13 protein-coding genes and 1 tRNA gene are annotated in these 14439 nt (G+C 60.7%); 4 read left to right on the top strand and 10 right to left on the bottom strand.

Annotated features, from left to right (window positions below; translation table 11 throughout):
* Positions 1-132: 132 nt before the first annotated feature.
* The 3 genes from AB7F41_RS06965 (at position 133) to AB7F41_RS06955 (ending at position 1405) form a co-directional block, all read left to right on the top strand.
* The gene (locus AB7F41_RS06965; protein WP_428383992.1) at positions 133-390 is read left to right on the top strand and encodes a hypothetical protein; all 258 of its coding nucleotides are present in this window, start codon (positions 133-135) and stop codon (positions 388-390) included.
* Positions 391-534: 144 nt separating this feature from the next.
* Positions 535-624 (top strand) — tRNA-Ser (locus tag AB7F41_RS06960).
* A gap of 238 nt (positions 625-862) precedes the next feature.
* Positions 863-1405 (top strand): hypothetical protein, encoded by a 543-nt coding sequence (locus tag AB7F41_RS06955; RefSeq protein ID WP_428383990.1) that lies wholly within the window; start codon positions 863-865, stop codon positions 1403-1405.
* A 225-nt stretch (positions 1406-1630) separates the two neighbouring features.
* Here the strand turns inward: AB7F41_RS06955 and AB7F41_RS06950 are convergent, their stop codons facing one another.
* Positions 1631-2011 carry a hypothetical protein gene (locus AB7F41_RS06950; RefSeq protein WP_428383989.1) on the bottom strand — a complete coding sequence of 127 codons (381 nt, stop codon included), beginning with the start codon at positions 2009-2011 and terminating at the stop codon, positions 1631-1633.
* Positions 2012-2419: 408 nt separating this feature from the next.
* Complete coding sequence (locus AB7F41_RS06945; protein ID WP_428383987.1) at positions 2420-3286, bottom strand: alpha/beta fold hydrolase; 867 nt, start codon at positions 3284-3286, stop codon at positions 2420-2422.
* Positions 3287-3558: 272 nt separating this feature from the next.
* Here AB7F41_RS06945 and AB7F41_RS06940 point away from each other — a divergent pair, with 272 nt between their 5' ends.
* Positions 3559-4209 carry a hypothetical protein gene (locus AB7F41_RS06940; RefSeq protein WP_428406494.1) on the top strand — a complete coding sequence of 217 codons (651 nt, stop codon included), beginning with the start codon at positions 3559-3561 and terminating at the stop codon, positions 4207-4209.
* A gap of 50 nt (positions 4210-4259) precedes the next feature.
* On the opposite strand, the gene AB7F41_RS06935 is transcribed toward AB7F41_RS06940, so the two are convergent.
* The 8 genes from AB7F41_RS06935 to AB7F41_RS06900 form a co-directional block, all read right to left on the bottom strand.
* The gene (locus AB7F41_RS06935; RefSeq protein ID WP_428406493.1) at positions 4260-5666 is read right to left on the bottom strand and encodes a TolC family outer membrane protein; all 1407 of its coding nucleotides are present in this window, start codon (positions 5664-5666) and stop codon (positions 4260-4262) included.
* A 573-nt stretch (positions 5667-6239) separates the two neighbouring features.
* Positions 6240-7310, bottom strand: coding sequence for an HlyD family secretion protein (locus AB7F41_RS06930; RefSeq protein WP_428383982.1), 1071 nt, complete (start codon positions 7308-7310; stop codon positions 6240-6242).
* The gene (locus AB7F41_RS06925; protein ID WP_428383980.1) at positions 7310-8035 is read right to left on the bottom strand and encodes an ABC transporter ATP-binding protein; all 726 of its coding nucleotides are present in this window, start codon (positions 8033-8035) and stop codon (positions 7310-7312) included. Before AB7F41_RS06925 ends, AB7F41_RS06930 begins: the two co-directional genes overlap by 1 nt.
* Positions 8032-9240, bottom strand: a complete 1209-nt coding sequence (locus AB7F41_RS06920; RefSeq protein WP_428383979.1) for an ABC transporter permease — start codon at positions 9238-9240, stop codon at positions 8032-8034. Before AB7F41_RS06920 ends, AB7F41_RS06925 begins: the two co-directional genes overlap by 4 nt.
* Positions 9241-9292: 52 nt before the next feature.
* Positions 9293-9829, bottom strand: a complete 537-nt coding sequence (locus AB7F41_RS06915) for a hypothetical protein (protein ID WP_428383977.1) — start codon at positions 9827-9829, stop codon at positions 9293-9295.
* A gap of 186 nt (positions 9830-10015) precedes the next feature.
* A complete protein-coding gene (locus AB7F41_RS06910; RefSeq protein ID WP_428383975.1) occupies positions 10016-11230 on the bottom strand; it encodes a glycosyltransferase in 1215 nt (404 codons plus the stop codon).
* A 111-nt stretch (positions 11231-11341) separates the two neighbouring features.
* Positions 11342-13228: a 4'-phosphopantetheinyl transferase superfamily protein gene (locus AB7F41_RS06905; protein ID WP_428383974.1), complete on the bottom strand. Its 1887-nt coding sequence runs from the start codon at positions 13226-13228 to the stop codon at positions 11342-11344.
* Positions 13225-14433 carry a 3-oxoacyl-[acyl-carrier-protein] synthase III C-terminal domain-containing protein gene (locus AB7F41_RS06900; RefSeq protein WP_428383973.1) on the bottom strand — a complete coding sequence of 403 codons (1209 nt, stop codon included), beginning with the start codon at positions 14431-14433 and terminating at the stop codon, positions 13225-13227. Before AB7F41_RS06900 ends, AB7F41_RS06905 begins: the two co-directional genes overlap by 4 nt.
* Positions 14434-14439: the final 6 nt, after the last annotated feature.

Here is a 14439-nt window from a genome sequence, read left to right as displayed (position 1 = left end):
TGCGCGACGCGCGCGTCCCCCGGACAACAATATGCCACCCGCGCCGATTGAGAGCCGCCGCGCGCGCTCACAGAGCTGTAGTCTGCTATTGTCCCTCCGAGTTGACGATCCGGCTGGACGATGGAGGCGACGATGCGGATGTTTGGGTTCGCCATTCTGCTCTTTGCGCTTGGAATGTTTTCTTCCGCCGCGGCGCAAGGGTCGGTCGCGGAGATCGTCGCCGCGCATATCCGAACTCAGGGATACGCCTGCGACTCGCCGCTCAGCGCCAAACGCGATGGGCGCGCGTCCCGGCCCGACGAGCAGGTCTGGCTGCTGACCTGTGCGAAAGCCCGCTATCGCGTGCGGCTCGTGCCGGACATGGCGGCGTTCGTTGAGCAGATGAAATGAGCCGCCGCAAGCTGACGCCCGCCCGCTCAGCCGCCGTCCCGACATATCCGGGGATGGCCACGATCGCGCGCAAGGCGTTCTCTTGCCATTGCCCTGGTGCTTTGGCATATGTCTTTGGCTGACCGCGGCCATACGCGGGCGCGTGGAGACGTGGCCGAGAGGCTGAAGGCGACGGTTTGCTAAATCGTTATAGGGGAAACCCTATCGTGGGTTCGAATCCCACCGTCTCCGCCACAGAATAATCCTATCCGACAATCGGTCAGAGCCCGCCGCTGGAATCGGCATTGACGACGTGCTGGCGGTCCTGAAGCCGATTTGCGCGACAAAGGCCGAAACAGCCCGGCATTGAATGCGGATATCCCTCTTGGAGCAGGTCTTGTCGTTATTTAATAAGAAGTAATTCATACTACCAACCTTTCTTGCACAAAAATCCAGTCGCCTTCAGATCTTAACCGAAACCAGGAAGAGTATTATGGTCCGTTTTTCACCGTGGATTGCAAGGGTGGGTATCGCATTCCTTACCAATTTGACCTTCGTTGCAGTTGGAACGCCAAAAGAAATCTCTTCGCTTGATGCGGTGAAGCAGAGTAGGATCGATACCTGTGCGGCCGAACGCAGTAAAACATTCAGCGACAGTTACGCAGAAATACTATGGGGAAACGCCTGCATTCTAGCCTTTGGATCACACTACGAAGAGTTTACCGGCGATCCTGGGAGAGCCTATATACTTGCGTTGGCGGCAAAAGCCGACGCTAGCCATCTTTGCAAAGAATGTGATGAATTGTCGGAAAATGCATCTGCGTTGAAAGATCGTCTTCAACGCGAACTACCACCGAAACGGATAATAGAGTTAACGAAAGAGTCCAAACGTCTTATTTGCGATGTATTCCCCGACGAATGCATAGTTGAAGCATTAACATTCATGCTTGGATTTCTATTTTGGCTCGGCATCGGAACACTGATGGTCCTCATTATGCCGCGGGTCATCAGGCTCCGGAAAAGCCGCCGATCATGACACGACGCCTGATCGTCGTTGTTCCGCGCCTGTCGCGCTACGCACGATTTGGATGGCCGGGACCCTTGCCGAATGGGACCCTCGCCAAGAGGGCCAACATTGAAGCGTTAAGTTATCCATGGAAATGGCCCCACGAATGCAAGCGGGGCCTTCGTTGCATTGAGTTGTATTGCCGTGCAATGCGCCGCGAGGCGGAGCGGCGCAGATGCGAACTCGCCGAGCCCGCTATGCGGTGCGTTGTCTCATTATCCTTATGACGTCGCCCTCAGAGCTCCATGAAGCGATTGCTCTGGTCCGGATTTCTTCCGCTGCTTCGCTGACACATTTTTCAAAATGCGCGCTCGCGACGCCTTCGTAATTCCTGTTGAGCAAATCATATACGCACCTCTCGCAGCCAGTCAGATAGGCCAGCGCCAGCGGCGGCATTCCCTCAATACTCTGCATACCGGCGACGTCTTGCCATTCCTGTTCGAACAACCGACGGGCAAAACCCGGCAAAGCTTCCGAAACGGCCGACCTGAAGCGCTCCCGCAGATTTCGCGCCGCGTCCTCAAAATGCTCGACGGCTTCGAGGTGGGACGGAAGTGGAATCGGACGTGGACCCATAATGCCCTCCCATATGTGGGGGCGCGATGCAAAGTCGAGACTTGAAACAATTTTCCTGAAAGAATTTGTAGCTTATCTGAGACGGCGACACAAGCTTATGTAAAAAAGCCTCGCCTGTGAGGGCGAGGCCATTGCCAGGTGAAAATTGGTATCGCTCAACGACGCAATATTGCTCTGCCGAAGCCGGTCAGTCAACGGTGCGGTTCTAAACTCATAATATTTTTCCACAACTTATCCAACACATAGGGCGTGCGCATGCGCTCTCCCTGGTCACAGCCCGGATGCTTTGCGCAGATGTTTTAGCTGCGAAGCTCAAGCCGAATTCGCTTCCGACCGGTCGCCTCAGCGCGCGTTCATGTCGACTTGCGGGTCTGGCCGGAACGACGAAGCTCCTTGGCGATGAAGCCGTCATCCGCAAAACTCGGCGACGAGAGCGTTAAACTTCTCCGGGTTCTCCATGAACAGGAAGTGCTTTCCGCCTTCCTCCTCCTCGAAGATCTCGAGCCGCGATCCCGGAACCTGCTCATGCATCCAAACCAAGGATCGCCATGGAATCTGGCTCGCGCGCGCCCCGATGAAAAAGGTCGGCAGATCGATGCGTTTGACGACGTCAAACCAGTCTCGCGTCGCGTGATCGTAGATCAGGCGGGCCGCGTAGCGCCGCGGCAGCTTGAGGACATTATCGATGATCCAAAGCTTTTCGTCGTCGGAGATCCGGCGGGTGAACATGCCGCCGATGAACTGCCGGGTCAGCGCCGCTCCATCCGGCCCGGCAAGGCCGGTTACGCCCGCGACGAGATGCTCCATACGATAGAGAGACATCGGGTCGTCGCGGCGTTCTACGGGATCGAGAGCGAATTCGGCGGCGTTCCGCTCCCCATCGGACCAGGCCGGATTGGCGGTCAGGAACGGCGACTGATCGACGAAGACCAGCTTGGACAGCCGTTCGGATCCGAACATGTCCAAGTAGCACCAGACCACGCTGCAGCCCATCGAATGGCTGAGCAGATTCACATTGGCCAAATCTAACGCAATCAATGCGTCGCGAAGATCTTCCGCAAACCGCGATATGCGATAGCCGTGACAAGGCTTGTCGGATTCGCCGTGGCCACGAAGATCCAGCGCAATGACGCGATAGCGACCGCCGAGGCCCGACAGCTGATATTTGAACTGGGCGGCGGTCTGCGACCACCCCGGAATCAAGAGGAGCGGCGGTCCTGATCCTGCCTCCACATATCGCAGGACGACGCCATCGCTTGTTGTTATTTCCCCCATAAGATATCCGGCCTGACCAGCGTGCTGAGGCGAACTTGCCGCCAAAGCGCCTGACGCGCAAGCTCGCCTCTTCTCCTGCGCAAGGTCGAAGACGCCGCTTGCGCGCAAACGGCCGGCGACCGAGAGTCTATCCAGCGACTCCCCTCGACGGCTCTCCCGGGTCAGGCGCCGCTTTTGCGAATCCGATGGCCGCGACGTAATTCCTTGTTCATTTCTGCAGCGTCATCTAGAGAGCGAAACTGGCGGCTCCGCTTCGACAAGGAGGTCGAGTGATGTGGCGCTCCAACGGGATAATCGATCAGCCGACGCGGCCGAACTCGAAGGCGACCGCTCGGTTGGCGCGCGCCGCGGCGCTTTTTTCCGCGTTCGCCTTCTGTTGCGCACCGGGCGCCCAGGCGCAGGAGTTGAAGCGCGATCTGCGGGGCTTTTCGCTTGGCATGTCCAAGGATGAAGCGGCGAGGCTCGCCCGCTCCCAATGCAGCAATTTCGGCAAGGTCTCCTTCCATGGCGGCATGCGCGCGGAGGAATTCTTCGCGTCCTCGTCCGAACACGGCAAGCAATTCTCCTGCAGATTTGCCGACGGTTCGATCGTCAATTACGCTCTGACGCCGCGCACCAGCAAGGTCTACAAGCTGAATGGCGTCTTCCTCTCGCAGATGACCTGCCCCGAACTGCTCGATTTCATCATCGAAGAATTCAAAGTCGGCGAGAAATATTCAAAATACCATCCAAAGCCCAAGGCCGACCGCGCATGTCAGGGCTGGTCGTGGCAGGCCGGACCCGCTTACGACTTGAAGGTCTGGCTCAACGAGCCCGATACGAGCCGGTTCAATGTGAGCCTCATGGACAACGAGATCGTCAGAGAGAACGAAGCCTCGGCGGCGGAGCCCGAACCGCCGACTGGCGCCAGGCCCCGCCTATAGGCCTGTCCCTTGATCCGCTGCGCCTGAGAGTTCAAAGCGGCGCGCCTTCGTCAATCCGGCGTGTCGATCCCAAACCATTTGTCTTTGACCTGCTCGAAATGCACGACCGGGTTGTAGGGAACGACCTTGAGATCGAGCGTTTCCGCTGTCAGCCTGCCGATCGCCGCAAGCGCCGTATAAGACGCGACCACTCGATCTCTCTGCGAAATGATGAGATTGGCGCGCGCATTGAGCAACGACTGCTGCGCGTTGAGCACATCGAGCGTCGTGCGCTGACCGACCTGCGCCTCTTCGCGAACGCCTTTCAAAGCAAGTTCGGCCGCCTTCACGGTCGCCTGATCCGATCGGATCTGCGATCGCGCCGTATCGAGCAGACCATAGCTTGCGACGACGTTCGCTCTTACACGATCACGCTGCGCGTCCGCGTTCAGGCGCGCCTTTTCGCGCACCTCCTTCGCCTTGCGGATCGACGAATATTCGCCGCCGCCTTGATAAAGCGGGACATTCAGCGCGCCATTGACGCCGGCGGAGAATTGCCGCGAACCGGGCAGACCCAGGAAAGAATCATACTGCTGCCCGACTTGCGCATTGACCGACAGAGTCGGCAGGAGCGCGCCCTCGGCGACTTTCACCGCCGACTCCGCGGCGTCCACGCGGTGCAAGGCTGCGACCACGGCGGGATGTTCGACAAGCGCGGCGGCGATCGCGTCCTTCACCGTTCTGGGCAACATCCGTTCGAGCGAGGAGGCCGGCTCAAGGCGTTTCGGCTCCACGCCGATGATCTGCCGGTAGACGGCGGCGCTGCTCTTCAACTGCGCCTGGGCGGCGAAATATTCCGAGCGCGCATGGGAGACCGAGGCTTCGCTCTGCGACACGTCGGTATTCGTGACGTCGCCGGACTGATAGCGCTTCTGTGTATCGCGATACTGCAGATCGAGCACGGCGATGTTGCTCTTGCGCAGCGACAGGATCGCCGCGTCGCGCAACACGTCCATGAAGGCGGTCGCGCCGCCGCGTAACGTCTCCTGCTCGGACAGCCGCATCAGGGCCCGCGACTCGAACACGCTCGACTCGGCGCGGCGCACGGAATTTTCGGTGCGTCCGCCGTCAAACACCGTCTGCGAGACATTCAGCGTCGCCCCTCGCGGATAGCCCGTATATTCATCCGTGAGCGGGATGCGCTGATTGATCACCGGCAATCGAACCGGAATTCTCAGGTTCGAGCGCAGCGCGCCGACATTCGCCTGAATATTGGCGCTGGGACGCAGTCCGGACCAGGCGCCCGAGACGTCCTCGTCGCGCACGCGCACGTCGGCGCGCTGCTCGTTGAGATCTGGATTGCCAGAATAGGCGCGCGCCAGCGCCGAAGAAATTGTCTCGGCGGAGACATCCCGCGCGCCTGTCAACGCGAGGCCTGCTCCTGCCGCAATGATTGCGAATGCGCCAAACGATTTCATCGAACCCCACTCGCTCGCTCAGCGCCACGCGCACCGCTCGACGCTGAAGCGAGTCTTCCGGGCTCTTACGCCGCCTTGGAGGGTTTCGTCCGTATTGCGATATCGATGTCGAACAATTCCATCCAAAGCGAAGGAGACACGTGAGTCGGACGCGACGTCGCAATCCCGTTGCACATGCCGCCGATCAGGAGCTTTCAACTATGAATGTCATCATGACAGCAGCAGTCCATGACGTAAAAGCTAAACAAAGCTGATCAATTTCTGTTTGTCCAAACTCGTGTCAAAATTGCCACACCGACTGCCGGTTTACTCAGCGCGTGTTGCTTGCGAGCCTAGCATGTCGTTGATTTACGCGCCATCGATGCGCCTGACGTCTGCGGCGCAGAAATACTTCCGCGACCGGCCTCTCGACGCCTGCGCGCGGTCCTTTGCGCATGTGGCCCGGAATTTCTTTTATGCAGACAAATAGATCCAGCACGCAGCCAAGTCGCGCGCGCATCCGCGCGCGTCACTGATTTACCATTTGTTCACCTCGTCGAGAGCGCGAAGAGGACCGCGCCGCCTCGTCGGCGATCACTCACGCGCGCCGGCCTGAGCCGAGACCGGGTGACTGAGAAAATATGCGTCGACCCGCAAGCCGACGGGCAGCTTTACGCCGGGATCAAGATCGACGAGCACCTGCAGCGCCTTGGAGTCGACGCGATCAGTCGGACGGCCTGTCTGAACCGCCTTCGCGCCCATGCGCGACGAGACGCGGTACACTCTCCCGCCGAATTTCTTATTGGGGAAAGCGTCAGCGGTGACTTCGACGCGCTGATCGGCGACGACTTTACCGACATCGGTTTCATCGACGTCGGCGCGCACGCGCAGCCCGCGAACATTGCCGACGACCGCGATGGGCGTCGGCGGCATATGCGTCACGGCTTCGCCGGCGACGCGAGAGCGGCGCAGGACCGTTCCTGCGATCGGCGATCGCACCAGCGTCTTTTCGACAAGCGCTTGCGCCAAAGCGACATCGGCCTCCGCCAAGCGGACGCGGGCGCGGGCCGCCGCAAGATCTTCGGGGCGCGGCGGCGCCTCGAGCAAGGCGAGCCGTTCCGCCATCGCCGCTCGTCGCGCCTTGCTGGCGTTCCAGTTCGACGTGGCTTGATCCAGCGCCGCCTGCGGCGAAACTCCGCTCTTCGTCAGCGGCAGCCTTCGATCATGTTCGCGTCGCGCCAGATCGAGCGACGCGTCGGCCTCCATCAGCGCCGCCTTGGCCTCGCGCCGCTCTTCGCCTCGCGCGCCATTGGTGAGCCGCTCGAGCTCCGCCTGTCGCAACGCCAGCGCGGCGCGCGCGGAATCGAGCCGAGCGACCTGTTCGGTATTGTCGAGCACCGCAATGACCTGCCCGGCGGTCACCTCGTCATTCTCCTCGACGCGCATTTCTCGAACGACGCCTGTCGCCTGCGCAGAGATTTCCCTCTCCTCGCCTTCGGGCTCGACCATGCCCGGCGCCGCCGCGACATGCTGTCTGTCGCCGACGAAAGAGGTCGTCGCGCGCGCGGTGGAGTGCGCGCTCTCGACCGACTGCAGAACGAAAAGTCCGACCCCCGCGAGGCCAACCAGGCTCAGTAGAGCAATGACGCGTGACGAGATTTTCATCACAGAACTCCCATAGCGTGGGAAGAAGAACCCTGCGCCCTACCGGAGCGCTCGGCGATCTGTCCATCTTCCAGATGAATGACTCGATCCGCGAAATGAAGAATGCGCGGATCATGCGTGACGATGACCACTGCCCGCTCCTGCTGGTGTGCGAGAAGCTGCAAGAGCTCCATGGCGCGCAGCCCGCTCTCCGAGTCCAGCGCGGCGGTCGGCTCGTCGGCCATCAGGATTTTCGGATCGCCGGCGAGCGCCCGCGCGATGGCGACGCGCTGTCGTTGACCGCTGCTCAACTGCGACGGATAGGAATCGAGACGCTGCCCAAGTCCGACCGATTTGAGCAGCTCACGCGCCCGATCGCGCGCGATCTGCCGCGGCGTTCCGAGAAGATCGAGCATCACCATGACGTTTTCCGTGGCGGTGAGCACGGGAAAAAGATTGTAGGACTGAAAGACGAATCCGAAATATTTTAGTCGCAGCGCCGCGAGCTCCTCTTCGGCGAGCGATTGCGTGTCGGCGCCATAAAGCGTCACGACTCCGCTCGTCGGACTGAGCAGCCGGCCGAGGATATGCAGCAGCGTCGTCTTGCCGCTGCCCGACGGGCCCACCAGCATCAGCAGTTCGCCGGCGTTGACCTCGAGGTCGATGTCCCGCAGCACCGTGACGGGCGTCGGTCCGGTGTCGAACGAATGGCTGACGCCTGAGGCGCTGATGACGGCGCGACTCATCGAAACACCTTCACCGGATCGATCGAGGTGATCTTGCTGATCGACACGAGGGACGCGCCCACGCACATCACCACCGTGACGGCCCCGATTCCAAGCGCAAGCCACATCGGCACGAGCGGCGGCGAACTCATGTTGCGGCCGGCGTAAACGAGCGCCATTACGACGGCGATTCCGACGACGCTGCCGATCAATCCGCCGATCACGGCCTGCTCGATGACAATCTTATAGAGATACCACCGCGGACCACCCATCGCGCGGATCACGGCGTATTCGGGAAGGCGATCCATCGTGCTCGCATAAAGCGTCTGCGCGACGATCACGACGCCGACGAACAGCGCCAATAGCGAAGAACAGATGATCGTTACGCCGGCGCCTGTGGTCAGAAGCCAGTATTTCTGGCTTCGCGCCGCGAATTCCCGAGACGTCATGACGTCGACGTCGGTCAAGCGAGAAGACAATTTATCGATGACCGCAGCGGGATCCTGCCCCGGCGAAAGCCGGATGAGCACATAGGTGATGACGTCATCGGTTCGATTGAGCAGCCACCGCGCATTGCGCAGCGAGGTGAAAACATAGGGCGACTGCGTGAATGTCCTGATGCCTTCCGTGAACCCGACGACGCGCGCGCGGCGGTCATTGATTTCGACCAGCTGATTGAGTCCCGTCACTCCGAGCTTTTCGGCGTACAGCCGATCGATGATGATGCCGTCCGGACTCGAGAGCGCTTCGCGGAAGCTTTGTCCCTCAGGTAGGGTCAGCGGCAATCCCATTTCGGCGCCCGGCTCGACGCCGATGAGGATGACGATCTGTCTGATGCCGTCGGCGCGCTTCCAAAAGCCGAAATGCAGTAGATAGGGCTCGGCGACGGCAACGCCGTCGACCGCGAGCGATTGGAACCGCCGCCTGCCGTCGATCGGCGTCGCCAGATCGACGCTCGGAACGCCATGCGCCGCGACCCAGAGATCGGCGCCGGCCTGATCGACCACCGTCGAGGTCGTATGAAGAAAATTCAACAGCATCCCGAGTTGAATGCCGACGAGGATGGTCGAAAAGGCGATGCCGACGAGCGTGACCCCGAAACGCACACGGTCGTGAACGAGATTGCGCCAGGCGATGAGCAGCGTGAGACTGGGGCGCCGCCAGGCGACGCCGCTGCCCTCCCCGAATTGTCTCGCCGCGAGGCCGATCTCTTTTCCTAACGACATCTCGAAGGGCTCCCGCCTTCTGGCGCCTTAGCGTGGCTTATCCACCGACGACTCACGACTGAACTTTGCGCGCGCGTCCGGCCGGCTCGCTCGTCTCCTGAGCCTCGGCGCCATCCTTCGCGAATCTGATCGGATCGCGATTGACGTCGATCTTCCGTCGCCCGAAGCCAAACCGCCATGTCGGCGCCATCGACGCCAGTCGCATCCATGTCGATTTCGCGCTGGCGCTGTCGCTCTCATCCCACGCGCTTTGGCCAGCGCGCATGATGAAACGTCCGATGAATTGCATCTCTTCGGATCGATGGCTGACCTCGCCATTCATGAGGCGCTCGAATTCCCAGTCGGACTCCGAGTTCGGCCCGGCTTTCAATTCGCTCGCCTTTCGACGGGCGAGTTCGTTGACTAGCGTTTCGCCGGTCATTGAATAGAGCACATACACCGCACAGTCGTCGGTCGGCGCGTCGCGCTCGCTTTGATCGATCTCGAAGTAGCAGTACCGACTTCCGTACCAGGTGTGCCCTTCGCGCGGACAATTTTCGTCCTTGCGCACCCATTCGATTTTCAGGTCTTGATCAGGAAGGAAATACATCGCAGTCCCTCCGCTAGAGGATTAACAACAATCGCCGAAAAGCGTTCCTTCGATTCCAGCGAATTCACGCTCAACGCGCTTCATCCCTTCGGACGAGCCCGCCGACGATTTGAGCAATATGAACGCGGCTCAGAACCCTTTCTGTGCGGTCGAACATCGTTGCTCCTTTCACACATTGCTAACGCCCTAGATCGAACGCGGATCGGGAAGATCGCGTTTCCAGATGACAGTCTGATTGGGGCCGAGAAGCTCATAGCCGATGCCGCGCCACACGATCCGCCGAGAGACGCACGACACGATCACGTTCCAGAGCGCCAACGGCGCCACCAGCGGCAAGATTCCGAGGTATGCCCATCGCAGACGCCTCAATTCGTCACGATGTTGCGGAAGAATGCGCATCGCAAACGTCGTCTGTAGCCAGCACTGCAGGACCATTGCAAAGCCCATGCCCGGCAGCAGCAGATTGACGACGCCTTCGGGAAGCTCCTGTTGCGCGAACGCCCGGTAGAGCAGAACGCCGACCAGCACGAAGAGCGCGCAGAAATACAGCGTAAACGCCACAATCTCGCGCCACGCCCGCGGCATATAGACTCGCGTCAGGATGAGCTGGCGGTTTGTGAATTCCAGCACGTCTCGCAAGCTCGCGTCGCCCCGCGAGGCCACAAGACAGCGTGGCACGAATTGAATCCGCCGACCATGCGAACGGACCGCCGTCGTCACGCTGCCGTCGTCGCTTACGCCGCCCCGCCAGCGCCGGCGAATCTCCATGTTCTCGAAATCGACGCGGCGCATCGCCATGGTTCCTCCCCAGGCGAAACTCGACTGATCGCCGAACAAGAATAAAGATTGCGCGTTCCAGGCGCTGAGCAGCAGGGACCCGAGCCCGGACCCCGCGGGCAGATACCAACGATAACCGGTCGCAACGCCGACTTCGGGGTCAGCGAGCCCGGCGACCAGATTGGTCAACCAGTCGGTTTGCGGCTGAGCATCGGAATCACAGAAGGCGATGATCTCCGTATCAGGAAAGAACTCGTCGAGCGCGTTGACGGCGGTCGTGAGATTATGGACCTTCTGCCCGCAAGCGGTCGCCGGTCCGGCGACGATCAATCGCGCCGGACAGGGCGCATCCGCAATCAACCCCTTGATCACCGCATGCGCCGGATCCTGCTCGCTCTCGGTTACGAACAGCAGCGCGTAATCACGGTAGTCCTGCTGCAGCAGCCGGCGAATGGTCTCGACCAGCGCATTGTCGACGCCCTTGCACGGCATGATCACGACGGATGTCTGCTGCTCTGCAGACGCAGGCGTCTCGCGCCGAAAGCACTTCGCGAAACGCAGCATCGGCGCCAGAATCACAAGAAGCTGCAGCGCCAGGAATGCGACAATCAGCGCGTAAACCATGTCGTGCTCCTCGGCTAACCGTGAGTCAGCCGGATATCGGCGGAAATACGCGCGGGCGGCAGTTTTTCCAGCATGATCCCTCCTCGGCGAATTCGCCGGATTTGGCCTTGACTACCCATGAGCCTTCTCGGGCCCTGCATAGGCGATGATGAATCCGTCATCTTCGATGGTCGTTACGCAGGCGCACATGTTCTCGGCTTGATGCGAAATGACGATTTTTCCGTCTTCGGTCATTTCCGTCGCCAGCAACGCCAACGGCTTTCCCTCAAGGCCGACGCCCAGCAGCTTGCCGACGGCCTCTTTGGCGCACCAGAGCCGGGTGATCCACGTGTCGCGCTCAGATGATGGAAAATTCGCAATCATCTCGCGCTCCTGCGGCGACGCGAACGCCTCGACGACGCGCGCCTCGCGCGCAACAATGCGCTCGATGTCGACTCCGACGTCCAATTCATGCGCGACGGCGATGGCGCGATCCTCACAATGCGCGATGCTGAGCGAGGGCGCGGTTGGGATGTGTTGTGACGCCTCGACGAACGGACATCCGCGTTCATCGGCACAAATGTCGAAAGCCGCCGGATGAGACATCCCGTCCTGCCGCCCCCGCGCGGCCCAGAGCCGCACCGCGTCCTTGGCGGCGACGCGCCCATGGAGCCACTGGCGCTGGCGTTGCGGAAATCGCTCCAGATTCTTGTAGGCGGACATCTCGTCTACGCTCAGGAAATAACGCGCGAGCAAGGCGGGATCGAACTGCTGGAGATCGCCGCCGGACAGCATTAACGCAATCGATCCATCGCCCTCTGCGCCTGGCGCCTGCGACGCCAACAGATATTTGTCCGGCAGACGACGGAAATCGACGAGGCGCTTTTCCCAGCGAAACTTCCAGTTTCGCCAGCCGGAGATTCGCATCCATACGCCGCCCGCGCCGTCCTGCACTTCGATATCGGCGAGGAGCGTCTTGCCTTCCGACTGCATGATTTCGACACGAACCGGCGCGCGCGTTCCGACCGGCGGCGTCGGCAGGTAAATCTCCAGCTTTGAGAGACCGATCGGGAAGACGTAGCGCTCCTGCTCCATCGCCCAGAGACCGACGATCTGCCCGACGGCGTCGAGCAGGCAGGGATCCGTCAGCAGTTGCGGAGACTGCGTCGACGCAAACAGCGCCTCCGGCGAGCGCACGCACAACTCGCCAATAATGCCTTCGTCGCCCAGAACATATTCGCCGGACAGGCATTGAAAGCTCGGTCCGTGAAACATGCGCCGTTCGGCATAGATTTCTTCGCCCGTCAGCGGATGCGCGTGTGGAGTATTGAACTCTGTGAAGGAGGGCGACAGCTCGACGAGGTAGCGATTTCCGAAGAGCACGATTGCGGTGATCGCCGGCGAGTTTTTGCCCTCGACCTGAATGGTTGTGGAGATAAAGAACGCCCCGCGCTCCGGATCCTGACGAAGGAGCCGCGCGGTGACGGTCAATGTGAGTTCTTCGACGTCAGCGAGATCGATCCAGCTCACCGAACGCACGTCCTCGAACCCGATCAGGCCATAGCCGGGCGCGAGACACGCCGCCGCCTCCGCCATGATCTCGAGGCTCATCGTCATCGGCACGACTGGCAGGCACGCCGATGCGGGCTTTATGCCCGGCGCGTGAACGAACGCGTGATCGGCGAGATAGAGATCTTCATAGACGCTGAGTTTCCGCTCGATCGTGACGCCTTCGCCGGGAAAATATTCGAGCACCGACCCGATGAAGGGCATGCGCGGCGGCTCGCCCGCATCCGCGCCATTCATGTCAGCGACATTCCTCACGGCGTCAGTGGCGCTTGGGCCCGACGGTCCGGAATGGGGCGCCCCCTCCCCTCCGGAGTCTTCCGCGGCGCGCGCCAGCTCCTGGGCGTCCTGGACCTCATACATGCGCGCAATGAGAGGCGCGCCTGTCGCCCCGGCATTGGGCCAGGCCGCGGCGTCGCCGCCATTCGCTCTCTTCGCGCGCTCGAAGCTCATATCTTTTCCGCCACCAGTCCGGTGATCGTCAGACCGGGTCCGAACGCCAGCGACACCACGCGGGCGCCCGCAGGAATCGAGGGCTCCTCGACGATCTGCTTCAATATGTGCGGGACCGTCGCCGAGGACATGTTGCCGTTTTCGGTGAAGACCGAATTGCTGATCGCCACCTGATCCGGCTCGAGGCCGAGCGCTTCCTGAATGTGTTCGACGATCCTCGGACCGCCCGGATGAATGGCGAAAATCAGCCGACGCTTGTCGCGCTCGAAATCGACGCCGACGCGCTGGAGCAATTCTTCGACGAACGGCCGCACGGATTGTTTGATGACCACGGGCACCATGACGGAAAGCGTCATGTGGAAGCGCGTTGAGCCCGGAACCCAGGTCATGTCGTTGGCCGAGTCGGGCAGCAGATGCTCGTTGAACGCCAGCACCCTGAGGCCGCGAAGCCCGCGTTCTCGTAAATGATCTTCCGTGACCATAGAATATTTGATGAAACCGTCTGCGAACAGCGTCATCGTGATGATGTTTTCGGCTTTGAGTTCTTCAATGTCGCGGTGGACGGAAAGAACTTCCGTGTGGACGATGTCCACCCGGTCCTTCGGCTTGGTCACGGCGAATTGCGACGACGACAGAAAGCCATGCGCCATCTTGATCGCCGGAAACGCGCCATAGCAGCCCATGTGATAGCTGTGCGTGACGGTCGTGTTGAACCATTCCTTTCCGGCCACCATCCGCTCCACGGGACTGGGCGCCAGATAGCCGGAGCACGTCACATGAATGAGATCGTCGGGCGCCTGCTCGACGTCGCTATACATCTCGCCAAGGCAGTCGTCGGCGATTTTCGCGTAACTCGAATGACGCGTCTTGATGTCCTTGGCCTTCAGAGTCTCATAGCTATCGAACAGCTGCATGTAGTCGTGTTCGGGCTCGGAGACCGTGAATTCGCCATTGCTGAAGCTGATGTCGCTGAGACGCGGAAAGAACACCAGCTGCCGTCGCTTGATCACTGACGGCGACAGGGCGAATTTCTCGAACTTTTGCCGCGTTTCGTGAATGATCGTGCCAAAGCTTTCCGCATCATTGATTCCGTGATTGCGGCAATAGGCCTTGGCGAAACCATAGGCTGAAAGTTCGAGGGTCAGCGCCTGCGGGACAGGCTCCGACATTCGAACGGGGACAAAGTCGGTCAGGCAAAATGACATCGCCCA

The sequence above is a fragment of the Methylocystis sp. genome, assembly GCF_050251305.1.
Classification (GTDB): Bacteria; Pseudomonadota; Alphaproteobacteria; order Rhizobiales; family Beijerinckiaceae; genus Methylocystis.
Note: the sequence above shows the minus strand (reverse complement) of the source record. Positions and strands in the feature narration are given on the sequence as shown.